Origin of the sequence: Thioalkalivibrio halophilus (assembly GCF_001995255.1) — a bacterium.
Taxonomy (GTDB): Bacteria; Pseudomonadota; Gammaproteobacteria; order Ectothiorhodospirales; family Ectothiorhodospiraceae; genus Thioalkalivibrio; species Thioalkalivibrio halophilus.
Window position 1 is genome coordinate 56,256 of record NZ_MUZR01000002.1, and the last position, 24,636, is coordinate 80,891.

The 24,636-nt window shown below is 64.8% G+C and carries 24 protein-coding genes, 1 tRNA gene and 1 pseudogene; 11 read left to right on the forward strand and 15 right to left on the reverse strand.

Translation table 11 applies throughout. From position 1 onward, the window contains the following. Positions 1–2 precede the first annotated feature (2 nt). Positions 3–830: a hypothetical protein gene (locus B1A74_RS00315; RefSeq protein WP_231363030.1), complete on the reverse strand. Its 828-nt coding sequence runs from the start codon at positions 828–830 to the stop codon at positions 3–5. A 140-nt stretch (positions 831–970) separates the two neighbouring features. Here B1A74_RS00315 and B1A74_RS00320 point away from each other — a divergent pair, with 140 nt between their 5' ends. After that, on the forward strand, positions 971–2,083 hold the full coding sequence (locus B1A74_RS00320; RefSeq protein ID WP_244269141.1) for a CapA family protein: 1,113 nt from the start codon (positions 971–973) through the stop codon (positions 2,081–2,083). A 24-nt stretch (positions 2,084–2,107) separates the two neighbouring features. On the opposite strand, the gene B1A74_RS00325 is transcribed toward B1A74_RS00320, so the two are convergent. The 5 genes from B1A74_RS00325 to B1A74_RS00345 form a co-directional block, all read right to left on the reverse strand. Then, positions 2,108–2,896 carry a hypothetical protein gene (locus B1A74_RS00325; protein WP_077243433.1) on the reverse strand — a complete coding sequence of 263 codons (789 nt, stop codon included), beginning with the start codon at positions 2,894–2,896 and terminating at the stop codon, positions 2,108–2,110. Further along, positions 2,893–3,930, reverse strand: coding sequence for a glycosyltransferase family 2 protein (locus tag B1A74_RS00330; protein WP_244269142.1), 1,038 nt, complete (start codon positions 3,928–3,930; stop codon positions 2,893–2,895). The genes B1A74_RS00325 and B1A74_RS00330 overlap by 4 nt, the downstream gene beginning before the upstream one ends. A 15-nt stretch (positions 3,931–3,945) precedes the next feature. Next, entirely contained in the window at positions 3,946–5,370 is a 1,425-nt protein-coding gene (locus B1A74_RS00335) for a putative O-glycosylation ligase, exosortase A system-associated (protein WP_077243435.1), read from the reverse strand. Positions 5,371–5,403: 33 nt separating this feature from the next. Further along, a complete protein-coding gene (locus B1A74_RS00340) occupies positions 5,404–6,369 on the reverse strand; it encodes a polysaccharide deacetylase family protein (protein WP_029681170.1) in 966 nt (321 codons plus the stop codon). Between the two features lie 74 nt (positions 6,370–6,443). Continuing rightward, positions 6,444–7,415, reverse strand: coding sequence for a sulfotransferase (locus tag B1A74_RS00345; protein WP_077243436.1), 972 nt, complete (start codon positions 7,413–7,415; stop codon positions 6,444–6,446). 341 nt (positions 7,416–7,756) lie between these two features. On the opposite strand from B1A74_RS00345, the gene B1A74_RS00350 reads away from it, so the two are divergent. Next, the gene (locus tag B1A74_RS00350) at positions 7,757–8,569 is read left to right on the forward strand and encodes a THxN family PEP-CTERM protein (RefSeq protein ID WP_077243437.1); all 813 of its coding nucleotides are present in this window, start codon (positions 7,757–7,759) and stop codon (positions 8,567–8,569) included. Positions 8,570–9,003: 434 nt separating this feature from the next. Further along, positions 9,004–10,179 carry a GNAT family N-acetyltransferase gene (locus B1A74_RS00360; RefSeq protein WP_077243438.1) on the forward strand — a complete coding sequence of 392 codons (1,176 nt, stop codon included), beginning with the start codon at positions 9,004–9,006 and terminating at the stop codon, positions 10,177–10,179. Here B1A74_RS00360 and B1A74_RS00365 read toward each other — a convergent pair. After that, the gene (locus tag B1A74_RS00365; protein WP_024328363.1) at positions 10,148–10,855 is read right to left on the reverse strand and encodes a GNAT family N-acetyltransferase; all 708 of its coding nucleotides are present in this window, start codon (positions 10,853–10,855) and stop codon (positions 10,148–10,150) included. The genes B1A74_RS00360 and B1A74_RS00365 overlap by 32 nt on opposite strands. A 184-nt stretch (positions 10,856–11,039) precedes the next feature. Between B1A74_RS00365 and B1A74_RS00370 the strand changes: the two genes are divergently transcribed. From B1A74_RS00370 to B1A74_RS00390, 5 genes are all read left to right on the forward strand, one after another. Further along, complete coding sequence (locus B1A74_RS00370) at positions 11,040–11,774, forward strand: class I SAM-dependent methyltransferase (RefSeq protein ID WP_024328362.1); 735 nt, start codon at positions 11,040–11,042, stop codon at positions 11,772–11,774. A gap of 446 nt (positions 11,775–12,220) precedes the next feature. Next, positions 12,221–12,967 (forward strand): hypothetical protein, encoded by a 747-nt coding sequence (locus tag B1A74_RS00375; protein WP_077243439.1) that lies wholly within the window; start codon positions 12,221–12,223, stop codon positions 12,965–12,967. A gap of 53 nt (positions 12,968–13,020) precedes the next feature. Beyond that, complete coding sequence (locus B1A74_RS00380) at positions 13,021–13,287, forward strand: HPr-rel-A system PqqD family peptide chaperone (protein WP_158076020.1); 267 nt, start codon at positions 13,021–13,023, stop codon at positions 13,285–13,287. Beyond that, a complete protein-coding gene (locus tag B1A74_RS00385; RefSeq protein WP_077243441.1) occupies positions 13,287–14,201 on the forward strand; it encodes an HprK-related kinase A in 915 nt (304 codons plus the stop codon). The genes B1A74_RS00380 and B1A74_RS00385 overlap by 1 nt, the downstream gene beginning before the upstream one ends. After that, positions 14,188–15,306, forward strand: a complete 1,119-nt coding sequence (locus tag B1A74_RS00390) for a nucleotidyltransferase domain-containing protein (protein WP_077243442.1) — start codon at positions 14,188–14,190, stop codon at positions 15,304–15,306. The genes B1A74_RS00385 and B1A74_RS00390 overlap by 14 nt, the downstream gene beginning before the upstream one ends. A gap of 6 nt (positions 15,307–15,312) precedes the next feature. Here the strand turns inward: B1A74_RS00390 and B1A74_RS00395 are convergent, their stop codons facing one another. From B1A74_RS00395 to B1A74_RS00405, 3 genes are all read right to left on the reverse strand, one after another. Continuing rightward, entirely contained in the window at positions 15,313–16,152 is an 840-nt protein-coding gene (locus B1A74_RS00395) for a S1C family serine protease (RefSeq protein ID WP_077243443.1), read from the reverse strand. Positions 16,153–16,403: 251 nt separating this feature from the next. Beyond that, positions 16,404–17,066, reverse strand: a complete 663-nt coding sequence (locus B1A74_RS00400; RefSeq protein ID WP_077243444.1) for a DUF6064 family protein — start codon at positions 17,064–17,066, stop codon at positions 16,404–16,406. 62 nt (positions 17,067–17,128) lie between these two features. After that, positions 17,129–18,061 (reverse strand): aldo/keto reductase, encoded by a 933-nt coding sequence (locus B1A74_RS00405; RefSeq protein WP_077243445.1) that lies wholly within the window; start codon positions 18,059–18,061, stop codon positions 17,129–17,131. A gap of 430 nt (positions 18,062–18,491) precedes the next feature. On the opposite strand from B1A74_RS00405, the gene B1A74_RS00410 reads away from it, so the two are divergent. Continuing rightward, entirely contained in the window at positions 18,492–20,150 is a 1,659-nt protein-coding gene (locus tag B1A74_RS00410) for a BspA family leucine-rich repeat surface protein (RefSeq protein ID WP_158076021.1), read from the forward strand. On the opposite strand, the pseudogene B1A74_RS14430 reads toward B1A74_RS00410, so the two are convergent. The 3 genes and pseudogenes from B1A74_RS14430 to B1A74_RS00425 form a co-directional block, all read right to left on the reverse strand. Then, positions 20,041–20,460, reverse strand: a pseudogene (locus B1A74_RS14430) (tautomerase family protein); the annotation flags it as partial. The gene B1A74_RS00410 and the pseudogene B1A74_RS14430 overlap by 110 nt on opposite strands. A gap of 173 nt (positions 20,461–20,633) precedes the next feature. Next, positions 20,634–20,710: transfer RNA gene (locus B1A74_RS00420), tRNA-Arg, on the reverse strand. A gap of 64 nt (positions 20,711–20,774) precedes the next feature. Next, a complete protein-coding gene (locus tag B1A74_RS00425) occupies positions 20,775–21,488 on the reverse strand; it encodes an MBL fold metallo-hydrolase (RefSeq protein WP_077243448.1) in 714 nt (237 codons plus the stop codon). Positions 21,489–21,598: 110 nt separating this feature from the next. Here B1A74_RS00425 and B1A74_RS00430 point away from each other — a divergent pair, with 110 nt between their 5' ends. After that, entirely contained in the window at positions 21,599–22,210 is a 612-nt protein-coding gene (locus B1A74_RS00430; RefSeq protein ID WP_077243449.1) for a methyltransferase domain-containing protein, read from the forward strand. Positions 22,211–22,240: 30 nt separating this feature from the next. Further along, positions 22,241–23,056 carry a TIGR01458 family HAD-type hydrolase gene (locus B1A74_RS00435; RefSeq protein ID WP_077243450.1) on the forward strand — a complete coding sequence of 272 codons (816 nt, stop codon included), beginning with the start codon at positions 22,241–22,243 and terminating at the stop codon, positions 23,054–23,056. A 111-nt stretch (positions 23,057–23,167) separates the two neighbouring features. Here B1A74_RS00435 and iscR read toward each other — a convergent pair whose 3' ends face one another. Both iscR and B1A74_RS00445 read right to left on the reverse strand, forming a co-directional pair. Then, positions 23,168–23,647: a Fe-S cluster assembly transcriptional regulator IscR gene (gene iscR / locus B1A74_RS00440; RefSeq protein ID WP_018936055.1), complete on the reverse strand. Its 480-nt coding sequence runs from the start codon at positions 23,645–23,647 to the stop codon at positions 23,168–23,170. 431 nt (positions 23,648–24,078) lie between these two features. Further along, positions 24,079–24,636 (reverse strand): L,D-transpeptidase, encoded by a 558-nt coding sequence (locus B1A74_RS00445; protein ID WP_026288831.1) that lies wholly within the window; start codon positions 24,634–24,636, stop codon positions 24,079–24,081.

Below are 24,636 nucleotides of genomic sequence, written 5' to 3' on the forward strand. Positions count from 1 at the left end.
GATCAATAACCGCGCAGTTTCAGTCGGGCCCAGCGTTTTGCGCGATACCCTCGCGGCAGAAACTCGAGCATGCGGGCAATCCTGTTGTTCAGCCGGGATCGCCACGGCAGGCGATACCCCACCCCCTTTGAGATTGTCATGCGGCACGGCACGCAAAACCCGCATGGCTGCCCCGCACGCGTCGGCATGTGGCAGAACCAGGTCTGCTCCAGCAGATCCAGGAATCCGTGGTCTCGGGCGTGTTCGCGCATCTCGGCCTTGCCGATATGCAGTGTCGGAAAACTGAACAGATTGAACAGACTTTCCGGCGCCTCCTCGTCCAGGTACGGGCGTACAGGTTCCCGTTTGTATTCACGTATTCCGCTATTCAGTCGGGGATCAAGAAAATAGAAATCCTCATTATGCTGGACGCAGACTTCGATGCCCTCCAGTGCGTTCTGCCGCACCAGCTCCGCCAGCCATATATATTGCGGGCCGATCCCCCGGGTTTCCTGCAGCTTCTCGAATTTCTTTTGCAACACCGGATCCGGCCGTGCGGCGGCGGCGTGAAGGACCTGTAATGCCAGAAGACGCCCGCCCGTGGCACGTTCGTTGATTGCAAGACGCAAGCGATCCATGACGGCGAGTTCCTGGCCGATCGACTGTCGGTTCTCGTCACGTACATACCAGGGCTCAACCGTTTCCCCGTAATGAAGAACCAGATCCAGCACCCGGAAAGTCGAGTCCCAGCCACCGGTCCAGAATATCCTGCGCGGGGGCGGTGAACCGGAGGATGAACCGTCCGGCTGCGGGAACCCGGCCGATCGAGCTTTGGGAGTTGCGTTAGTCAATGCAACAATCTCCTGAAGTGAGCCACGCAGTTGAATATATTTTTCACCTTCGGAACACACACGGGGATCCCACCGGGTCTGTTATCGTTATAATGGAACCCCAGCCATGTACTGGCGACCGAAACTCGGGGGAGTCCAAATTGAAACTGATATTCACCGGTGATACCCGACTGATTCGAACTCCCGGCACGGAACAGGCAGGCAAACCGCAATCGCCCTTCGCACGCGTGCAGCACCTTTTGCAGGGCGCGGATGTCCTCTCCGGGAACCTTGAATGCTTCTTCACCGAGGACCTCGAGAACCAGAAGGGACTGTGGAAACACCCGAAAGTCCTGCGTGCCGACCCCGCGATGGCGACGACCCTGGTGGAGGCCGGATTCAGCATCCTGAATCTCGCCAACAACCATATGATGGACGGCGGGCCTCAGGGACTGGAGACAACCACGGACACCCTGAACCGGATCGGCCTTCCGTGGTCGGGGGCGGGCCGCGGGCACGGGCAGGCGATCGCGCCGGCATGGCTGGAACGTGGCGGGCGGACATTGGCCTTCATTGGAGCGGGCGACAACTCTCACGATTACGCCGGGCCGGAGACTCCCGGCGTGGCCCCGATGGAACCCTTCGGGGACCTTCTCCAGCGCACCCGGGAGGCTGCAGAACAGGCCGACATCGTCGTGGTGCAGCTGCATGCGGACCTCGAGTTCAGCTACGCGCCGGCGCCGTACCGGGTGAAGCTCAGCCGCGCGCTGATCGACCACGGGGCCACGCTGGTGATCCAGCACCATCCACATGTGGTCCAGGGCGTGGAGCGTTACCGGAACGGCCTCATCGCGTACTCGCTGGGCAACTTTGTGTTCAACGTCCGTGGCAACGCCTATCAGGAAGGTTTTCCCGAGGCCCGTTACGGGTGGATCCTTTCGGTGGATCTGGATCCCGCCACCCATGGCGTGACCGGCTGGGACATGGAGCCGGTGTGGATTGCGGACGATCATCGGCCGGAACCCATCGAGGGAGCGCCGCGCGAGACCGCCCTGCGGGATTTTGCCGGCCGCTGTGCGGTACTGCGGTCCTCCCGGCAGTTGCGGCGCGCGTGGCTCGGGAGAAGCTGGCGGGAAGCTCGCTACCATGCGCTGATGGCCTACTACAAAAGCCGCCGCGGACGCCCGGGTGCCGCAATGCTGGACCTCCTGGACCTGCCGATGCGGCCACGCAACCGCTTCTGGCTGCGAGCACTTCCGCTTCTCGGACGTTGATGGCAGTGCGGGGCTATCCATGCCCTACTGCCCCCTGACCTTGCGTGTGGCGCGGGTCTCCTGCCATTGACGGCAGCGCCACTGGAGCCCGACGGGCAGGGTGCGTACCGCCCGCTCGATCGCCCAGTAGCGCGTTTTTCCGATCCATCCCAGTCTCGCGCCCTCCTCCTTGCGCTCAAGCATCAGGACGCATGGGCGGCATGTGCCGCAGGGATGACGTCCCCGAACGGGGCTGTGACAGAAACAGGTTTTCGCCAGCACCTCGTCCCAGCCCCGTTCCGTCGCCTCCTGCCGCAACCGGGCGTCGCTACGCTGGATAAGCGGCAAGACGAACCCGCCCAGCAGGACGGCGACAGCCCCCGCGTCGGGCGCCACCCGAAAAGCCGGAACCGTGTCTTGCCCGACGGGCACCAGGAACGGCCCGACGATGGGGTACAGGCTTCCCTTCTCCACGCTCAGTTCAATCCCGTCCAGACCTTCAGCCTTCACCAGCATCGCGAGCCAGCGATACTGATTGCCGAGGCGGTTCTGTCGGGTGATGGTCAGAAAGGCTTCATCGATGTCCGGATCGGGAGGGATCTCTTCACGCCGATACAGGACCGGTTCCCGGATCCGGCCGGGCTCCGCGTAGCCGCCAGCCTCCAGGTGCTGCGTGAGCTGCCGGATGGTGGCGAGCTCCATCGCGGACGAGGCGCGACGGGGATCGATCACGTAACGGGGCTGTATGGGCCCCACTGTGGTGGTCAGCAACTCCATCACCCGGAAGGTCGAGTCCCAGCCCCCGGTCCAGAAGATCTCGGTGGCCCCGCTCATCTCGATGCTCCGGTTGTCGAATCGCTCCGGCCTGCACCGGGAAGCAGGAATCGCCCGCTCCGGACCCCACTGGCGAGGATTGCGTAAAGGGCCGTCCTCACGTGTCCGGGACGGGCCCGCCAGGCGCCGATGAAGGAAGGTGCGGCCGCAGCCTTCTGCCCGTTCCAGAACAGGTTGTAGCCCATAGCGAAATGGAGCCGGAATCGACGGTGCCGCAGTTCTTCGGGGGTGATGGCGCTGCCATCCGGCCCGACCCGACCCCAGCGGGCGATGGCGGACTCCAGCACCATCAGCGCGTAATTGACGGGCGCCCAGCGCCGGGTCGCGCTTTCGGCATGCCGCCGGTACAGGGCATAGGGCCGCGCCAGGGTCAGGATGGGCGTCAGGCGGGAAGCGCGAATCCAGTAATCGTAATCCTGTGCCAGGCGCAGATCCTCGCGGAATTCGCCCACCATATCGGCCAGTTCGCGGCGCATCAGCACCGTTCCGGTCCAGACCATGGTGTCCAGCAACAGGCGGTGATAGATCCAGCCCGAGCGTTCGGGATCGAGGGCGTCGGAGTCTTGCGCCTGCGTTGCGGCCGCATGTCGGTTCGGGCTGGACCACTGCCCCGAATCATCCGGATACCAGCGGATGAAATTGCTCGCGACCATGGCGGATTCCGGGTGGTTTCTCAGGCAACGGATCTGTGCCTGCAACTTGCCCGGTAGCCAGACGTCATCGCCATCGAGATACGCAATCAGTTCGCCTTTCGCCTCGCGCAGGCCTACATTGCGGCTGGCACCGGCTCCACTGGATGCCCGGGCGGTTTCCAGCAGCCGGACGGGCCCGTCGAAACGCGCGGCAACCTGCCGGGTGTGGTCGCTCGAACCGTCATCGATCACCAGGATTTCGATGGCTTCGTGCCCCTGATCCATCACGCTCTGCAGCGCCTCTTCCAGATAGACGGCGCAGTTGCACGCCGGGACGATGACGGATACACACGGGTGATCCGTCAGCGGCGGCCGGTCCGATGTGAGCAGGGTGTGAGCCACGGGCGAATTCATCCTTTACCGGAGGCGGCCGGCAGCCATGATGGTTCCGGGTACCTCGGGCGGCCTGCTGCCCTCGGGCGGACTTGCGGGGGACGTCCGGGGCTGCGCTGTCGACGCGACCGCCGGGGCGGCAGCGACAACCGTCTCCTTCAGCTCGCGTCGCAGGATGATGGCCAGCGCGACAAAGGCCAGATACAGATCGAAATAGGCCAGACTCAGGAAGGCGCCACCGACCATGTATCCGACCAGACCCAGCGCGAGCGCCCAGGCCCACTGGCTGATCCAGACGGTTTCCGCATGCTGGCGTCCCTGGCGGTAAAGCCGCAGCAGGGTCAGCAGCGAAAAGCCCAGCAGCGCAAGAAACAGCCCCAGCCCGAGGAAGCCGTGCTCGCCCAGCATCTGGAAGTAGATGCTGTGCGCCGCGATCGGGCCGGTTACCACGGCATCGTCCCGGTCCAGATAGCTCAGCCAGATCGGTGCGGGGAGCCGCTGAATGCTCATGCCCGAGCCGGTAAAGGGGTGATCGAGGGCAAGATTCCAGGAGACGTTCCAGGCATCCAGGCGTCCGCCGGCAGAGGCGTCTTCCTGGTAGTGGATCAGAGTGTCGATCTGGTGCTCGACCTTCTCCGGAACGGTGAATCCCACAACGGCGACGACCAGCAGCCCGGCCCCGACCATGGCCGCCTTGTGGCGCATACTCAGAAAGATCAGGGGGAAGATGACCGCGGTCGCGACCCAGGCACCTCGCGAGTGCGTCCCCACTATTGAGATCAGGTGCAGCCAGAAGCCGGCATACAACGCGAGCCCGATGAGTCGATGCCAGCGCTCGAAGAACGGAGAGTGAAACGGGAGCCGGAAATGACCCTGGTGGACCTGTCGTGCCAGCACCAGCACCAGAGGAAGGGTCATGACCAGCGCCAGCCCGATGTCGGTGTTCCCGCCGATGAAGGTACCCGGCGGGCCCAGCACCATCCCGCCAAAGCCAGTCGCGAGGGTATAGGGGCCGCCCTTGAACCCGAAAAACGCGACCGAGAGGGTGATGACGGCGAGCAGCACCATGACGCGTGCCTGGCCGGATACCAGCATGGTCGCGACCACCGTCATGAGCATGATCTTCATCACGGTATCCCAGCGCTCGAACGCGACTTCCGGCTGCCAGGCGAAAAACAGCGAAATGACCGTGATATGCGCGAACAAGGCAATCAGCACCACGGTTTCACGCGTCAGGGGTGGCGGACGCCGTTCCCGGGCGAACAACAGGGCAACGAGCGTCGTCAGTCCGACCGCCATGGCGACGGGCATGCCTGGCAGGAATCCCCAGGCCAGCCGATGAGGGTTCATCAGCCCCACCCAGTACCAGGCCGGGATCCCGATCCACGGGCGCCACAAAATGAACGGGATCAGGCCAAAAATGAGGATGAAAAAGACGATATCGCGCATAGGGGCTACCAGGTCGCCTGCTGACGGGATCGATCAGGTGGTCATCACGGGATGGCGGGTGTTGCGAAGCAACTGAGCCAGAAACTTGGCCGGATGCCGTGACCAGGGCATGAAACGTGGTAACTGGAAGCGGTCCTGCCCGCGTCCGCCGGCCCCCATGGAGGTCGATACGGCGGCGGAGAACCCGGCCTTGCGGACCAGCTGCACATCGCGGGGCCCGTAGTCCTGCCCCGGCTTGCCGTTGGGATAGGCGAACAGGTCCACCGGGCCGCCGGTGATCAGCTGCAAACGCTCCCGGCCTTCCCGAATTTCGTGCGCGGCCGTGGCTTCGTCTTCCTGGGCCAGGATCGGATGTGTAAGGGTGTGGCCGCCGATCCCCATCCCCGCCCGGTGCAGTTCGCGGACCTGGGCATCGGTCATCATCAGATCGTCCGGCAAGTCGGCGCCGATCCGTTTGGCCATGGCCTGCACCACGGCCTGGTGTTCCTGACACGGCTGCCATTTGATCTCGCGGATGATCGAACGGAACGCCTCACGGCGACTGTTCGCATCCGATATCGAGTGCTGCCCCAGTCCAAGGTCGCGCAAATCCAGGCGGCCCGCGGGCAGCCGCCGGATCGTCTCGAGCAGGGTGTCGTTGAACATGCGCCCGCCGTTAAGGTAGCCCGCGGCAATGAAGAACGTGGCGGTTACCCCGTGCCTTTGCAGTATGGGCAGTGCATTACGGCGGTTATCCGCATACCCGTCGTCGAAGGTGATCGCGGTCGCCCGCGGGGGCAGCATCCCGGCATCCATGCGCTGCAGCGCCTCGGCCAGAGGCAGCACGTTGGTGTACCGGGCCAGCAGGCCCACCTGGCGGTCGAATTCGACACAATCGGGGTTGTCCGGCTTGAGGGCATCCGGTGTGTCCAGCACCTGGTGATAGAGCAGGATGGACAGCCGCTGGCCGGGCTGGACCCCGGCCCACACAAGCCGGATGGCCGTAAGGACACCGCTCACCCCGAAACCCTTGCTTTGTTTCAAGCCGGACGGGGAGCCACGCTGCACTAACGCGGCCCGACCGGAAAACCGCTTCACGCCTGCCACAGCTTCTCCCCTATCATCGACCGTTCCACCACCTCATGAATCCGGTCGATCTGCCCGGTGGTCAGTTCTTTACGCCACTTGCCAATCTCTGTCCGGGGCGCACGCTGTACGCCGAAGTAACCCGATTGGCTGGCGCCGGTGCGCAACGACTCAATGAACCGGTCCGTCTGCTCGCTCCAGTCCAGTCCGACGTGGGCAAAAACCTTCCTGGTCTCCTCCTCGGTCGACCGGGACAGCGCATCGTGCGTCACACACAAATAAGCGTCGTGCCCCTCGAGCGATCGATAAACGGCTTCGTTGACGGCCATCCATTCAAAGGCCATCTGCTTTTCAATCGGCCAGGCCTTGACTTCCTCGCGCTTCCATTTCCAGCCATCCGCATAACCCGAATCAAAAAGGGCGTCGATATAGACTTCCGTACCCATCAGCCCCAGTTCGACCCCGCGCATTCTGGATGCGACCACCCCGGCCGGGTGCCGGATCAAGTGGACGAGCCGAATACCGGGTAATGCATCCACGAACAATGGCGCCCGCGCGACGGAATTGACACTTTTGATTACGGTGACCACATCGCCTCGCGAGGCATTGCCGATCATGTCCCATACGACATCCCGTTTTCGCGCACCCCCCAGTTTCGCGAGCGTGCGTGCTGCGGCTACGTTCAGGCGGTAAGCCACCTCTCGCGGCCCGGAGCGATACGACTTGCGGAATCGGGGTTCCTTGCCAGTCACCTTTGGCGCCCGCACCTGAGCAAGGTCACGGAGATACTCTCCGGCCTGGCGAGAAAATTTTTCCCGCGCCCCGGGAGGTGGAAGGAACGGCAGGGAGGTATCGACCCGTGCCCAGTCCGGTTCATGGCGATAGAGGACCCGCGTATGGCTGTCCAGAAGCTTGGCCAGGAAGGTCGTTCCGGAACGACCGCTGCCTACGATCAGGACTGGATCAGTCTGTTGGTCCATATCGGATCCCCGGAGATTGCAGATGGCTCGACACGAACGCCTTGGTGGCTCTACCGGCAAGCGATGCAACACTGGCCGCGTGAAGAAGCGCCACAGCCGTCAGGGATCAGACTGAACCACCGTATTGGCGGCGTATGTGCGTTACGACACATAGGGAAACCGGAGTCCGGATGTCCCAATGTCCGAAGCCTTTACGTGCCCCCCGAACCCGAACCAGAACGCAAACCATTTATTCCTCAAAAACCGCTAGATACATATATGGCCTGCGCTTTGCTAGGCATCAGGGCAGAGTCCGGGAGACCTCGGGCTCGCACACGTTCTACCTACACGAGGAACAGGACATGAAGACGAAAACGACGGCACTGAGTCTGGCGGTGTTGGCAGCGGTGGGCCTTGCGTCCTCGCACGCCAGCGCAGCACTTGTGGAGACCTGGGACTTTGACGTTGATCTGGTGTGGCTCACGGACGGAGCAGAAGCCCCGACCTTCAACCCCGGCACCGGAACCCAGGAAGTCACTTCCGAACGGCTGAGCTGGGGCAGTAGCGAAGGAGACATTGACCCGGAAATCAATGACCAGCGGAGCGGGCTGCAAATCATCGATTCGCCCTCGTCGGGATCGGTCGATACCGGGGATGAAGTGGACACGGTTGGTGTCACGCATTTCAACAGTGCGATCGCCAGCGAGTTCGCAACGCTGGACACCGCAACACTGATGACCAACCTGATCCTGACACCGAGCGTACCGCCGGTGACCGTTGGAGAGCCCCTGGCTCCGCTCACGCTGGCGTTCAAAACGACGTTCACCGAAACACCCAACACCGAGCCTTGTGGCTTCGAGTCGGCGACTGTGTGCGACGACGTCTTCACCGTCCAGTTCGAAGCCCTCGATGACACGTTCACGCTGGAGGGTGTCACGTACAACACCATCGTGGTCGAAGAAGGGCTCGGGTTGCTGGATGACGATACCTGTGCCGCCGCAGACGCGCCCGCGGGCTGTTATGGTCTGACCACGCCGGAAGGCGAGTTCACCACCCTGCAGTTCGGCTTCGGCATCGAGGCGGTAGAAGTACCCAACCCGGCCATGCTGGCATTGTTCGGTACCGGACTGCTGGCCCTGGGGGCGGTTGCCGGTCGTCGCCGGCGCGAAGACTGAAGTTCCGCACTCAGTCGATCCACTTCTCAACGGGAGCCTCCGGGCTCCCTTTTTTCGTTAAGGAAACACTGATCAATGTACACGCTCGCGCTCGAGTCGCTTTTGCGTGCGAACAAGGCGCGGCGACCGCCGTGCAGTCATTCTGCACAAGGGAGCCGCAACGCCGTGCGCGCACAAAAGCGGCCGAGTCCCTACGGGGTTGGGCCCCGGGTTCCCCGATCCGGCGTTGCGCCGCTTGCGGGTAGAACCACTACCCGCTGCACGACGCGCCTTGTCTCGGAAAACCCGGGGCACCAACGCGAGCGTGTACATTGATCAGTGTTTCCTTAAGGAAGCCCGTAAAGCCCGCCCTCCGCGTGTCTTGTGCGAGACTGGGAATGATTCGATTACAAGACCCATCCGGGGCTTTCCCTTGCCCCTCAGGCGGAAGACTGATGCAAGACTGGAACCTGTCGCCTCTCTCCATTGCCGCCGCGCGGGACGCCTGGCGCAAGCTCGAGGCGTACGCGCCCCGCACGCCATTCCTCTCGCATGCCTGGTTCGACGCACTGGTGTCGGTGGCGGGTGAACGGGCGGGGCTTGCCTGTTACCGGATCGAAGCCGGCGCGGGCATGCGGGCGTTTGGTTGCATCGGCCGGCGGCGCGTGCGCCGCGCACAGGTCATCCCCAGCCGGACCCTGTTCCTGAATCAGACGGGTGACCCCGAGCTGGATCGCCTGACGCTTGAGCACAACGGACTGGCCGGCTCCGAGGAGACCGAACCAATGGCCCTGCATGCCCTGCTGACGGAATTGCTGGAGAACGATGCAGGCTGGGATGAACTGTCGCTCGGGTGGCTTTCCGCGGAGCGCTGGCAGGCGCTGGCCCCCGCCCTCGCCGACCTGCCCCTGCACGTCAACGTGATCGACCGCAAACCCTGCTACTACGTTGCTCTGGACGGCATACGGGGGCTGGACGATTACCTGGCCGGCCTGAGCCGCAATACGCGCTATCAGATCCGGCGAGCGATCCGGGGATACGGGAATGGGGGCAGCGTCCGGCTGGAACAGGCGAAGGACCCCGAACAGGCGGCCACCTGGTTTCGGGCGCTGGTGAGCTGGCACCAGGCGAACTGGAATGCGCGCGGCCGAACCGGTGCGTTCGCCGGCGATTTCATGCAGCGCTTCCACGAGCACCTGGTGGTCCACGAGACCGTCTCGGGCGCCGCCCGGGTACTGCGGATTTCGGGGCCGGAAGAGCCACTCGGGTATCTCTACAACCTGCACGCGGGCGATTACGTCTGCAATTATCAGAGCGGCTTTCGCTACAGCGAAGACCCGAAGCTGAAGCCGGGACTGGTCGGCCATGCCCTCGCGATCGGCCGCGCGGCCACGGATGGCTGCGGGCGCTATGATTTCCTGATGGGTGACAGCCAGTACAAGCGCAGCCTCGCCAATGGCGTGACCGAGATGCTTCAGATCCGGTTACAACGGCCACGCCTGCGATTCCGTCTGGAGCGCGCCTTGCACGCGTGGGCCAGGGCCGGCACGGATCCGGATGCGGGTCACGCGGCGCCCGGTCGACACGGCGAAAAACCGGTCAGGATGAACGGTCAGGGGGATGCAGGGTGATCGCCGGTGCGGGCCCGCGGGGTCGACTCAGGGCGAGGAAAGGGCGCCGGCCGGTGAACAGGAGTTCGGCATGACCCAGTTGCAGAAAGTAGAGGCTGCCGATGCGCCGGGCGCCCAGCCGCTGATGGGCCCGCAGGGAGCTGCCGTTGAAAGCGGAGATACGGCTCAGGCTCCATTCGATCCCGCGTTCCTGCAGGGCGCGGTCGGCCGCCCGCCAGAGTTCGGCGAACACCAGGCCGCCCCGGGCCTCCGGAAAGACATACACATCCACGTCCAGGGCGCAGGGAGGAGCGGGTGGCGGCTGCAACACACAGCGATGCTCGTCTTCCTGATAGGGCCCGAACAGCAGCCAGATAAACCCCCGCATGGCCCCGCCCTCCCGCGGGAATACCCCAAGGCAGATACCGCCGGCGGTCTGGCGGTAACGGATCTGTTCCGCAGAACGCGGGAGTGCCTGCAGGGCCTCGGCGTCCCGGGTGATCTCGCGCACGTCGAACCGGGCCCGCTGGTTGCCGAAGCGCCCCGGCTGGCCGACGGGCTGGGCGATGAGGTAATAGCGGGCGACTCCCAGGCGCTGGTTCAGCCGGCGCAGGCCACCGTTCAGCGCCAGCAGCAGCGCATTGGTCAGGCCCAGCTCGCGGCGGCGGTCAAGAAAGCGGTGCAGGATATTGGTCAAGGTGCCCCGGACGGCTGTGGAAAGCGGGGAAGCGGAAGTGCGCACGCATCCATGAACTGACGTTTCATCTGAAGACTAGTGGGGGACCCGGAGAGCAGGCAAGCGAATCCGGGCATCAGGGACAACATTGACACCATCGCGGCGCCAACGCGCGACTCGATGACAGCGCCTTTACGGAGGCCACATGCAGGATGGGGATTTCGAAAAACGCTGGCGCCGGCGCTTTACCGAACGAGGCAGCCAGTACGACGACGATGCGGCCATTGCAGGCTGGACCTCCACGGGCCTGGCAAGCCGCGTGCGCCAGTTCGAGCAACTGTGGCACCGGGCGCAGCCGGTGGGCGAGATCTGGCTGGACATCGGCTGCGGTGCCGGTACTTACACGCGCATGCTGCGTGCCGAGGGCCGACGCCCGATCGGGCTCGATTACTCGGCACCGTCGGTGCAGAAGGCACGGGATCGAAGTCCTGCGGAGATCCCGTGGCTGGCGGCGGACGTGCACCACCTGCCCCTGCCGGAAGGAAGCGCCGACGGCATCCTGTGCTTTGGCGTGATGCAGGCGCTCGCGGCGCCGGGACCCGCATTGAACGACATGGCACGCGTACTGCGACCGGGCGGCGAACTTTGGGTGGATGCGCTGAATGCAGGTTGCCTGCCGACCCGGGTAAGCGAGCACCGCCGCAGGCGCGCGGGCCGGGCCCCGCATCTGCGCTATGACAGCCACACAGACCTGGAGCAGGCCGCGCGCGAAGCGGGGCTGGAAGTACTGGCGCTGTACTGGCTGCCGCTGGCACCCGGGCGCCTGGCGGGCATGCAGAAGGTGCTGGAAAGCCGGCCCATGCGCGGCCTGCTGCAGGCCCTGCCCCCGCTGGCCGCCGGCCTGAGCCACTCGTTCATCCTTCGCGCGCGCCGTGTGTAAGGCCGGTTTCCCGGCCTTTCTCCTGACGGATGCCGGGCGGATTTACCAAAGGCAACATCCCCCTGTTGAAAAAGATGCTCCTGTTGCAACACGATGGACGAAACGGTCCTTGCGCATGCTTGCGGCCCCGTCGTGTTGTCATATTCTTTTACACTTTTGCGAACCGGGGCTGACACAACATCCTGGCGCGCCGAAATAACCCCCTGAGAACCTGCACTTAAGCAATTCCGCATCGATGGTCCCGATTTTGCTTTGTTTTCTTTCAGAACCTTTTGCCTTCCGCGCATTGACTTGCTCAAGAGTAATAACCGATATTTGTCATTAGAGGCTGGCCAGCCGCGCGCCAGGATAAAAGGAAAGACCTTGCTGGAAAATTGGCCGCGAGACCGCGTGGTACAAGGCGTCCTCGATACCGCGACGCCGGACGCCAGCCCCGGAGGAAAATGATGAACACAAGACCAAACCGCCCCCCGGGCCCCGAACATGAAACCGAGCAGCTGGGAACGCGCGGGCGTACACGACGGCGGCTGGGCAAGGCCGCGCTGGGAACCGCGCCGGTTCTGATGACCCTCCACTCCGCGCCACTCAAGGCGGCGGGGGCGAACTGCATGGCTTCGGGCTGGGTTTCCGGCAACACATCAAAACACGATGAGCCCGAGGAGTGCGGCGGACGGACGCCCGGGTACTGGAGCGGTTCGGCCAACGCCGGCGACCTGAACCCGAGCAGTGCATCTTTCCAGAACCATCCGGGCTGGCACCAGGCGGTGGAAGAGGGAGAAGCGTTCGTTTCCGAATACGGCTTTCCGGGGATTGGCAACAACTACCGGGAATATGCCGTTGAAGACACCGGCGGCGACAGCGAACCGGGCCACTCGGCCAACCCGGATGTGCCGGATGGCTCGTCCCACGGCGAGATACCTCTCACGGCTCTGGGGGCCGTTGCCGCTTCAGTGGAAGTACTCGGGCTCGTCGGCCTCCCGCACGAGCGCCAGATCATCCGCTTCGGCATGGCAGCCCTGCTGAATGCACGCTACATCTCCGGATATCCGCTGTCGGAGCAACAGGTGCGGGATATCGTGACCGACACACTGAATGACGGCTATTACGTCGCCGACAGCGGGGATCGCCTGGAGCCGGAACAGGTCAAGGCGTTCCTCGAAAACACCATGAACGTGCCAACCTGGGGCCCTTGAAAAAGGGCGACGCAAGCGCGGACGTGCACACCGATCAGCGCCCCCCTGCTGGATTGGACTCTCCGCGCTGGCGACTGGTCCCGGAACTGCACCTGCGGCGCTGCGGCGACCAGTGGGTCGCCTTCCATTCCGGACGCGGCACGACGCATCTCGTGGACGCCGGGGCCGGACGTGTTCTCGCATGCCTGCAACGCGAGCCGGGCCTCGACCTGCCGGCACTCGCAGCCCGTCTGGGCCCGGAAAGCGACACGCCTGCCGGCGCAATGACCGGCTGGCTGGCCGGGCTTCGCGACAGCGGCCTGGTGCGGGACGACGCCTAGTGCGAGTCAGCGAGCTTGGCCATGCCGGCCTGCGCCGACGGCTTTCCGCAGACGGGCTCCTGCTCGCCACGGGCCCCTTCGTGACCCGGATTCGCAGCCGCATCCCGAGCGTTGCGGAGGGGATAAATTCGCTGTATCCCGATTGCGAGGTACACAACGCCGACAGCTTTTACGACTTTGACTGCGAATTGCGCCCGCCCCGGTCCTTGCGCCGGTTCTATCGCCCGCAGGTGGTGTTCCTCTCGGATCAGCGCGTGGTGTTCAAGCCGCTGCCCCGGCACCAGGCCTACCCCATGCTCGAATGGGGCATGAACTGGTGCATCGCCAGCCACGTCCAGAACCGCCTGGTGCTGCACGCCGCGGCACTGGAACGCAATGGCCGGGCGCTGATCCTTCCGGCGCCGCCCGGCTCCGGCAAGAGCACACTGTGCGCGGCCCTGGCCAGCCATGGCTGGCGCCTGATGACCGACGAATCCGTGCTGGTGGCACTGGATACGGCGGAGATTTCCGGGCCGGCGCGTCCGATCAGCCTCAAGAATGCCTCGATCAACGTGATCCGCGACTTCTGTTCCGAAGCGAACGTGAATACCCCGGTGCACGACACCCTCAAGGGAACGGTCGCGCACATGCGCCCGCCCCGGGATGCGGTCGAACGGGCCAGGCAGCGCGCCCCGCCCGCCTGGGTCGTGTTCCCCCGTTTCCGCCCCGGTGCCGATACCCGGCTGATTGATCGCGCCCCGGGCGAGGCGTTCATGGGTCTGGTGGCGAATGCATTCAATTATGCGGCACTGGGCGGACGGGCCTTTCATGCCATCGGGGATCTGGTCGACCGGACGCGGGCGTTCGACTTCACCTACAGCCGCCTCGACGAGGCGATGGCCACCTTCGAGGCGCTGGCGGATGGACGGCAATAGCGCCCTTGGTCTCGCCCTCGCCCGCCCGGAAAGCATGGCGGAACGCAACGATGCAGAGTGGGCAGCCATGCTGGGCGCCGCGCGCGAGACGTCGCTGCAGGGCACGCTCTGGCACAGCGCCCGCGCGGCCGGTGTCCTGGATCGGCTGTGCGAACCGGTCGCCGCCCATCTGGAGGGCGCAGCCATGGTCGCACAGCGCCGCGCGGAGGCCCTGCACTGGGAGCTGGAAGGCCTGGATCGCGGGCTGCTCACCCGCATGCAGCCCCCGGTCCTGCTCAAGGGCGCGGCGTATGCGCTGGCCGGACTCCCGAACGCGCCGGGTCGCATGGCCAACGACATCGACCTGCTCTTCCCCCGCGCGCAAGTCGAGCGCGCGGAGGCGTTGCTGTTCTTCGAAGGATGGACGGGGGCCCATCACAACGCGTACGACCAGCGGTACTACCGCGAGTGGATGCACGAGCTGCCTCCCCTGACCCACCGCCAGCGGGGCACCACCCTGGATCTGCATCACAACATCCTGCCGGAGACCTTCCGCGTGCGCACCGACCCCGAGCGACTGCGCGAGCACAGCGTCGCCCTGCCCGGGCCCTGGCGCTTTCGCATGCTGGCCCCCGCCCACATGGTGCTGCATGCCATCGTGCACCTGTTCTCCGAGACCGACTGGGACCGCGGACTGCGCGATCTCTACGACATCCACATGCTGGCCGGCCATTTCGCCGAACGCGAGGGCGAGGCCTTCTGGCAGGCATTCGTCGCGGAGGCACAGGCGCTGGAACTGGCGTGGCTGGCGCAACGGGCCCTGTGGCTCAGCCGGCGGGTGCTGCTGACCCCGGTACCGAACGCGGTCATACAGGGGCTTGAACAGGCCCGCACGGGCCGCCCCATATCCCCCTGGGCGCGCTGGGCGTTTCGGCACGGGATCCGCACCCGCGCGGCCTCGGTAACCCCCTGGCGGGATGCCACCGCGCGCGGACTGCTGTTCCTGCGGGGACACTGGCTCAAGATGCCGCCGGGCCTGCTGGCCCGTCATCTCTTCTACAAGGCGTTCCTGGCCGAAAAGGAAGACGACGGGGATGTCCGCCCCGAACCGGAGCGGCACGGGTGACCGGGATCACTGCCCGCTGGAGTGATACTCGCGGATCAGGGGACGAATCTGTTCCGCCGGAATCGCGTAGGTGATCCCGCTCGGCCGCTCGACCGCCGCCTCCCGGCCGCCCTGCACGAAGGTCTGATTGATTACGCCGATCACCTTGCCATCGTGCTTGCGATACAGCGGGCTGCCGCTGTTCCCGGGGTAGGCGGTTCCATCCAGTTGAAACACCATGGGGGGATCATCGCGCAAGGCGCGGATGCGCCTCGCATCCAGTTCACCGGAGCTGCGAGCCGGGATGACCATCGGGGTCCACGCGGCGATCGTGGCCCGGTGAGTGGCCGGATACAGCCCCAGAATCATGCCGATAGGATAACCGGTGAAGGCAACCTCCTCGCCGACCCGTACGGAATCGGAAGAACCCAGCTCCAGCGCCGGCAATGACGGCGAAGCGATGTGCAGCAAGGCCAGGTCGTGCTCGCGCGACTGTGCCACCACCCGGGCATTGCGGATCACGGTATCGCGGCCCTGACCACTGACCACGACCAGCCGCTCGCGCTGGTCATCATTCAGGGATTCCGGGACCGCATGCCGATTGGTCACGACCAGCCGGCCGTCGTCCACGACGAAACCCGTGGCCAGATATTCGATCCGCGGACTGCGGGTCGGCTGGAAGGTGGCGATGCCCAGCACGGAGCCCTCAACACGCTCGACCGTTTCGGGCAGGGTTTCGGCCTGGAGCGGCTGAAGCAACAGGCCGGCGAGGACGAGCCACACCGCGGACAGGGCGATCCCGTTCCTTGCAGAACACACGGCGGAGATGGCGGCGAGGCCACGCCTGGTTCCAATGAGCCAGGGCATTTCGTTTTCCTCTCGGCGTTCCCGGGGTGTCTCTCTGAGTGTAGTCCCGATTTTCCCCGAGGGTGCCGTGAGACGGTCCGATTTTCGTGGCGGTGTTATGAGAGGGGTACGAGCACCCGGCTCGAGAGTGCCACCATCACATGCCAAGTACCGAAGAGGAGCCCCCGAATACCGGGGAGACGGGTTGGGTCGGAGACCTGCCCGCCGCATGTCGCAACCCGCCATCGTGGCAACGCCCCCGCATCCGACGATCAACCGTCCAGCCACGGTTCGCTGCGCTGAAAACGACGCACCACCATGACCGCAAAGGCCGCCACACCCAGCGTCGCGGGGATGTACTCCAGGGCCAGCCCCAGGCCCGCGGCCATGTAGCCCGTGACCAGCGCCCACAGAAACGGGATGATGGCCACAATGAGCGGCGGCCGCGGAAGCGCCAGCAGCAACAGTGCCAGGGTCAGCAGCATGGTGGGAGCCGGTGCCACCCCGACATACGACAGCTGCGACCAGGGCGTATCCGTCAGCAGATGCCCGAGTAGTGGGTGCGCGGCCACAGCGTAGACCACCAGCACGACCGCCAGTACACCCGTCCGGCCACCGGGCCAGCCGAAGATGCCCCCCCGCCCCATCACGGTCAGGGCCAGCACCATCATCAGACCCTGCGCCACGAACACGCCCGCCAGCTCCTCGGCGGCAAAGTGAAACGGCGCCACCGAACCACCGAAGAAGATCAGCCCGATCCAGATCCACAACACGCCCAGCAGCACGCCAATCGCATGCCCGGCGAAACGCGCCCCGGAGAACGCCAGGGCGATCGCAGCCAGGACGCACAGCGCAGCCACCCCGTGCAGGGGCCAGATCGCCTGGTTGTATTGCTCGAGGATCGCCAGCCAGGTGGGTCCGTCAAACGGCAGCATTGACCAACTCCCATGTCCGTGGGTTCAGAACCGGTTCTGCAGGAGGCCAGCCCTCTGGCCGCCTACAGGTCGCCGACCCAGGCAACCATGCGTTCGCGCATTGCTGCATCGGGCATGGGCCCGTACAGCGCGCCCATGTTCTCCCCCATGTGGGCCACGACCGAGGTCGCCGGGATCGCGCAGGTCACGTCCGGATGGGACACGATGAACTTGAGAAGGAACTGGGGCCAGTTCTCGCATTCGATCTCGGCCGCCCAGTCCGGCAGCGGGTGGTCTTCGAACCGCTCGATCAGGGCCTTTTGCCGGAACGGGCGGTTGGCGATCACGGCAATACCGCGCTCGGTTGCCAGTGGCAGCAGGCGCTGCTCCGCCTCGCGGTCGAGGATATTGTAGGTAAGCTGGACGAAATCGAGGTCTTCCGAGCGCATGATGCGCTCCATCTCGTCATGCCGCCGCCCGTGCGACGTGGTGATCCCGATGTAGCGAACCTCCCCGGCCTCGCGTCGCTCACGCAGGGTCTCCAGATGCGCCTGCCAGTTCTGCAGGTTGTGCACCTGCTGCAGGTCCAGGCGGCCCGCGCCCCACAGATCCAGGGAATCCGCATGCTGCTCACGACCGGTGGAGGTACTGCGGGTCCAGATCTTGGTCGCCGAGAACAGGGCCTCGGGACGATCCAGCGCACGCAGGCAGTCCCCCACCACTGCCTCCGCTCGGCCATACATGGGCGACGAGTCGATCATGCCCCCGCCCCGGGCAAAAAAACGTCCCAGGATCTCGCGACGTACCGCCATCGGACCCGGCGCGTCCGGGACATTAAAGGTAATCCACGTCCCCATCCCGATCACCGGGATGCGCTCGCCAGAAGACGGAATCGGCTTGCGATGGGGCTCGCGCTCGGCGGCAAAACCCGCCGGCGAAAGGCTGGCCCACCAACCGGCTGCAGAGGCAGCGGCGAGCTTCAGAAAGGAACGGCGCGAGCGCCGGCGATCAATCATGGGATGCCTCGCACGATGCAGAGATGGCTACCAGATCGTCCCCGTCCGGAGGCCTGAAGTTCCCCCACGGTTCTTTGCCGGGCCACGAGGGCCCTTCATGAACACGCGCGGGAGGCGGAATCGCCCGCCGCTGCCGGCCTCGGCCAGGCAGTCGTTTCCGGGCCACGGGGGATGGACGTCCCGGGGAGTGCCTTCCGGATCATGCTGACACCCCCTCCATTCATGTAGTCACAACGGCGTTGCATGCGTGCAAGTATCGCTCGAAACAGCCTGCCGATGCCGGCACGCGTCATCGCTTTGCGTTTTCTCCACCCCGGAATTCCGGACCGCCAAATCGACCCAGGAGCTCGAACCGCTTATGGCCTCTTTCCCGCGTTCCGCCCCGTCCGAACAACGCTCCGGCTTCATGATCCATGTTGCATGGATCGCCATGGCCCTCGTCCTTCTGAGCGGGGCGCTTGCCCGGCCAGCCGCGGCGCAGGACCCCGACGCCTTCATCACCACCTGGGAAATCGGCGAACCCGGCGATGAGATCTTCATCCCGACGGCACCGGCCACCGAGTACCACTTCACCATCGACTGGGGCGACGGGACCGTCGAGGAGATCTCCGGCACCGACCCGGATCCGACGCATGCTTACGCCGAGCCCGGTATCTACCAGGTCGCCATTACCGGGAGGTTTCCGCGCATTCATTTCGATCTCTCGCAAATGGACTTCCAGAGGCCCGCGCGGGGCGACATCCACCCCGGGGACAACGCGCAACGACTGGTGGCCGTCGAGCAATGGGGGACGATCGAGTGGACCAGCATGGAAGGCGCCTTCGCCGGCGCGGTCAATCTGACGCTCGATGCCACCGATGCGCCCGATCTGTCCGACGTGAGCTCCCTGAGCCGTATGTTTGCGCTGGGCCATTCCTTCGATGGCGACATCGGTCATTGGGACGTCTCCGGCATCGAGGACATGAGCCACCTGTTCGAACAGGCCTCTTCGTTCAATCAGGACATCGGCAAGTGGGATGTCTCCAGCGTGACCGACATGAGCGGCATGTTCGACGGAGCCAACTCCTTCAACCAGGACATTGGTGACTGGGACGTCTCCAGCGTCACCAGAATGAGCCGCATGTTCAACAGGCAGTTCGGGCAGGCCACCGCATTCAACCAGGACATCGGTGGGTGGGACGTCTCCAGCGTGACCGACATGAGCGGCATGTTCGACGGAGCCAGCTCTTTCAACCAGGACATCGGCAGCTGGGATGTCTCCAGCGTCGAGGACCTGAGCTACATGTTCGGAGAGGCTGAGTCCTTCAACCAGGATATCGGCGACTGGGACCTGTCCGCGGCGACCACCCTTCGCGGCATGTTCAGCCGGGCCGAGAGCTTCAATCAGGATATCAGTGACTGGGACGTCTCCGGTGTTGGCGATGTCAGGAGCCTGTTCGGCGGCGCGGACTCCTTCAACCAGGACATCGGCGACTGGAATCTGTCCGGCGTGGAAAGAATGGAAAGCATGTTCGCCGGTGCCCGCGACTTCAACCAGGACATCGGCGGCTGGGACGTATCCGGGGTATCCAGCATGAATCAGGTTTTTTCCGGCACTGAGTCCTTCAACCAGGACCTGGGCGACTGGGATGTGTCCGGCGTGACTGACATGCGCTCGATGTTCAAGGACGCCATCGCCTTCAACCAGGATCTGAACGACTGGGACGTCTCCGCGGTGACCAACATGAACGGCATGTTCTGGGGCGCGCGGACTTTTGACGGGGCCATCGGTGACTGGGACGTGTCGAGCGTCGAGGTCATGGGGCGCATGTTCTGGAAGGCGGAATCCTTCAACCGCGACATCGGTGACTGGGCTGTATCCAGCGTGACCAACACCTGGCTGATGTTCGCCGAAGCCGCATCCTTTGATCAGGACATCAGCGGCTGGGATGTCTCCAGCGTCCTCAATGCACGTCAGATGTTCCGTGATGCCGGGGCCTTCAACCAGGACCTGAGCGCCTGGACCTTCCCCGAGGAGGCCAATACCGACGACATGTTCGACGGTGCCGATGCGTTTGACTCAAGCAGGCTGCCTGCCGGGCTGGGCTGAAGCCGGCGTTGCCACACATGGCTCTGCCCGCGAATCCCCGGGCCTGCAAACGGCCGGTCGATGTCTCGGGATAATGCCAAGCGTAGCTCGCCGCTTCCATTTCGACCACTTCCACGGTCACCACGGCCTGTTGGGCCCTCGAGCAGAGGACGTCCAGCACATGCTCGCTGAGCATTCGGCGTTGCTCTGGTGAACGGCCCGGCTGGATCCGCAGCTGTGCATGCAGAAACGGGCGGCGGGTTCCGCCCACCAGATATTCCGTCACCGGCCGAGCCCTTGCCTTGATGTGTGATTCCGAGAAGAGCTGCGTCTCCCGCGCCGCCGTGTTCGGTCACAAAGACAGGCGGCCCTTTCCCCGGGCTGGAAGACAGCACCAATCCCGGCCCGTCACTGGGTAGTCACACAATGGTCACAGAGGCTTTCGAGGCCCCAAATGAAAAAGGGACCAGCGACTGTAAGTCACTGATCCCTTTCTCGAAATAATGGCGCGCCCGGGAGGATTCGAACCTCCGACCGCCTGGTTCGTAGCCAGGTACTCTATCCAGCTGAGCTACGGGCGCGTCGACTGAAACGCGAATTATGGGGATCCGGACGGAGTGATGCAAGCCCCCCGAACGAATCCTTTCAGCGCTTGCGCGGCACGGGGTGATACGGCTGGCTGCGAACGCGGTCATGTTCGTGCATGCGGTAGTGGACGAAGTCGTCCACCGCATCGAAGTGCATGAACGGATTGCCCTCTTCTTCCTCGGCCAGCGTGGATTCGGGCTTTTCCGCGTAGTTGTGCCCGGGATGGATGCAGGTGTGCTCCGGAAGGCCCTCGCGCAGGCCCTTCAGGGTGTGGAACATCTGCTCGGGGTCCCCGCCGTGCAGATCGCAACGGCCGCAGCCGAACACGAACAGGGTATCCCCGGTGATGAGGTCGTCGCCGGCCGGCATGTGGAAGCAGGTCGAGCCCGGGGTATGACCGGGGGTGTGCAGCAGGCGGATCTCGGTGTCGCCGAGCATGAAGCGATCGCCACCGTGGTGCAGCTGCGGCTGTTCCAGGTCGCGGCCCCAGAACTCCGCCTCGGGCTTGAGCAGGTGCAGACGCGCCGAGGGGTTGTACTCGAGGATCGCCTCGATGCCATTGATGTGGTCGTGATGGCTGTGGGTCAGCAGGATGTCGCTGATCTCCACGTCCTGTTCCCGCGCCTGGCGCAGGATCGCGTCGGGGTCCCAGGCCGGATCCACCACGGCGGCGCGCCGGCTGCCCACATCTTCGATCAGGTAGACGAAGTTCTCCATGGGACCGAGTTCCTGGCGATGGATCCGATAGGGAAGCGCACTGGACTGGGGCATTGGCTGTCTCCGTGGTGATGTCCGTGGTAATGCTGTCGCGATTCCGGCCCGGAACGCGAGCCGGCTACCATAAGGGAGTAAACCTACATCCTGTGGATTTCCGAAACGTCATGCAAAGTTCCGCGCCCGGAGCCGAAAACCCCGAACAGCACTGGCAGGCCCGTTATGACGCGGGTTCGACCCGCTGGGACCGGGGCGAACCCAGCCCTTCTCTGGAGCGCTGGCTGGCGCTCACCGATCTCGCGCCCGGCGCCCATGTGCTGGTGCCGGGCTGCGGCTATGGCCACGAGGTGCCGGAGCTGGCCGAACGCGGCTTCCGGGTCACCGGCCTGGACGTGGCGCCCACGCCGGTCGAGCACCTGCAGGCGGAGCTGGAACACCGGGGCCTGCAGGCACACGCGGCGGCCGTACAGGTCGACATGCTCGACTGGATGCCGGAGGCGCCCGCGGACGCCATCTACGAACAGACCTCGCTGTGTGCCCTGCCGCCCGCGCAGTGGGAGGCGTACGCCGATCGCCTGCGGCGCTGGCTGCGCCCGGGTGGCGAGCTGTTCGCCTGCTTCATGCAGACCGGACGCGATGGCGGGCCACCCTATCATTGCGCGCTGCCCGACATGCAGGCACTGTTTCCGGAGGAGCACTGGATCTGGCGCGACGACGCCGGGGCCACGGAGCACTTCAACGGCAAGCATGAAATCCTGCGCCGGCTGATCCGGCGCTGACACGGGCCGCCCGACGGCCGGGAGGTGACCATGTTCCTGCAGCCACCCAGTGGCCTCAACGGCATCCGCGCGGTGCTCCTGGATCTCTCCGGCGTGCTGTATGTGGGCGACCGCGCGATCCCCGGGGTCGCCGAAGCCCTCCGGCGACTGCAGACCGCCGGATATCCCCTGCGCTACGTGACCAATACCACGCGCCATTCGCGCGCCCGCATCGTGCGCGAACTCTCGTCCATCGGCTTTACCATCCCGCCCGAACACCTGGCGACCGCCCCCGCGGCCATCCATACGCGCCTGCAGGCCGAAGGGCGGCGACCGCTCCTGCTGCTCAACCCGGATCTGGCGCCGGAGTTCGAGGATATGGCCACGGATGATCCCGATGTCGTCGTCCTCGGCGACATGGGAGAGGCCTTCGACTATGCCCATCTCAACCGTGCATTCCGCACGCTGATGCAGGGCGCCCCCCTGTGGGTGATGGGCGTTAACCGGTATTTTCGCGAGGCGGACGGCCTGTCCCTGGATCTGGGTCCCTTCGTGCGGGCGCTGGAATTCGCAGCGGACGTGACCGCCGAGAACTTCGGCAAACCCGACCCCCGGCTGTTCCATACGGCCGTCGCCGATCTCGACTTGAGCCCGGAAGAGGTCCTGGTTGTGGGAGACGACGTCACGTCGGACGTCGAAGGGGCTCTGGACGCGGGCATGGCCGCCTGCCTGGTGCAGACGGGCAAGTACCAGCCCGGCGACGAGAACCTGTGCGGTCACCCCGGCGCGGGACTGGCGGGCGATCTGGCGGATGTCGTGGACGGCCTGCTGGACCCCGCCTGCCATCCCGAGCGGGAACGCCCCTGAATGAGGACCGCCCCGACGGACTTCCGGGGGGAGAAGACCGACGGGGCGGAAAGGGTACCGGACCACGAGCCCGGCGCGACCCGCGAGAGCGGGCCGCACCGGGGATCGTGATCAGGCGGCGTCGTTACGGAAGATGAAGTGGTGCCGGGCGCCGCGACGCTCGTCCTGCTGCCGCGCCACCTTCTGCACTTCCGGACGGTTGGCGAACTGCGCCAGGGTGATGCCGTCGAGAAAATCGTACAGCTGCTGGCTCAGCTCGTCCCACAGCTCGTGGGTCAGGCAGCGATCGCCTTCCTGGCAGTCCTTGTGACCCTTGCAGCGGGTCACGTCCACCGACTCATCCACCGCCGTGATGATGTTGGCGACGCTGATCTGGTCAGCACGCTTGGCCAGGCGGTAACCACCGCCGGGACCGCGGACCCCTTCGACCAGACCCGCCTTGCGCAGCTTCGCGAACAGCTGCTCCAGATAGGACAGGGAGATCCCCTGGCACTGGGAAATGTCGGCGAGGGTCACCGGACCGATCCGGTCGTGAATCGCCAGGTCCATCATTGCTGTCACCGCATAGCGGCCCTTGGTCGAGAGTTTCATGTCTTTCGCCTCCGAAATCGTGGTCGGTATGTCGCCTTGTTCCTTTTCCCAGTCCTTATGGCAACAGATTCCGTTCCTAGTTCCCGACAACCATGGTCAGGAATAATTCCGTTATCCTAACAAGCGTTTTGACAGATTTCACGCTTTTCTAACGGTTCTACTCATTAGGATATTCAAAAATCGCCAAAGTTCCAGAGGTAGAAGGGACTTTTTTCCTCTTTCAGGCCGAGACTATGCTGGACGCAATACAGAAAGGCACAAAATGCGTAAAGTTTTTCGACGCCGCGGCCTCGGCAATCGAACCCTTGCCAGGGAGGGAGTGGAATCGAACGAGGAGTCGGGGACCAACTGCAGCGCAACCGCGCCCGACCAGGGAAACACTGATCAGTGTTTCCCTAACGGAGAGCGCCGTGCGGCGGGACGAAATCGAGTCAGGGGAGGATCTGGACCGGGGTCCCCACGGGAAGCCGCGGGAACAGCTCGATCACCTCGTCATTGCGCATGCGCACACACCCGTGCGAGGCCGGCTGTCCGATGCGGCCCTCCTCATCGGTACCGTGGATGTAGATGTAACGCTGCAGCGAGTCGATGCCCTCGCCCCGGTTCACGCCATCTTCCAGACCTTCCAGCCACAGGATCCGCGAGGTGATGTTGTCACGCGGACTGCGCTCATCAGGGCCGGTGAGGATCTCGGCCGTCTGCCCGGTATTGCCCCGGGCGCGGAAGATGGTGCCCTTCGGGGCCCCCTCGCCGAAGCGCTCGGCGATGCGATGCAGACCCGGCGGGGTCTTGAGGCTCCCGTCCTCGTTACCCACGCCGTTCTCGGCGGTGGACACCTCGAAGATGTCGGTCACCCGGCCGTCCTCCCACACGTAGAGGCGCTGCTGGTCGACGCGGACCACGACCACCGGCAGATCGGCGGAGGCCCGCGCCCGCTCGCGGGCGTCGGCCACCACCGGTTCGATCCATTCGAGCGAGGGCAATGTCAC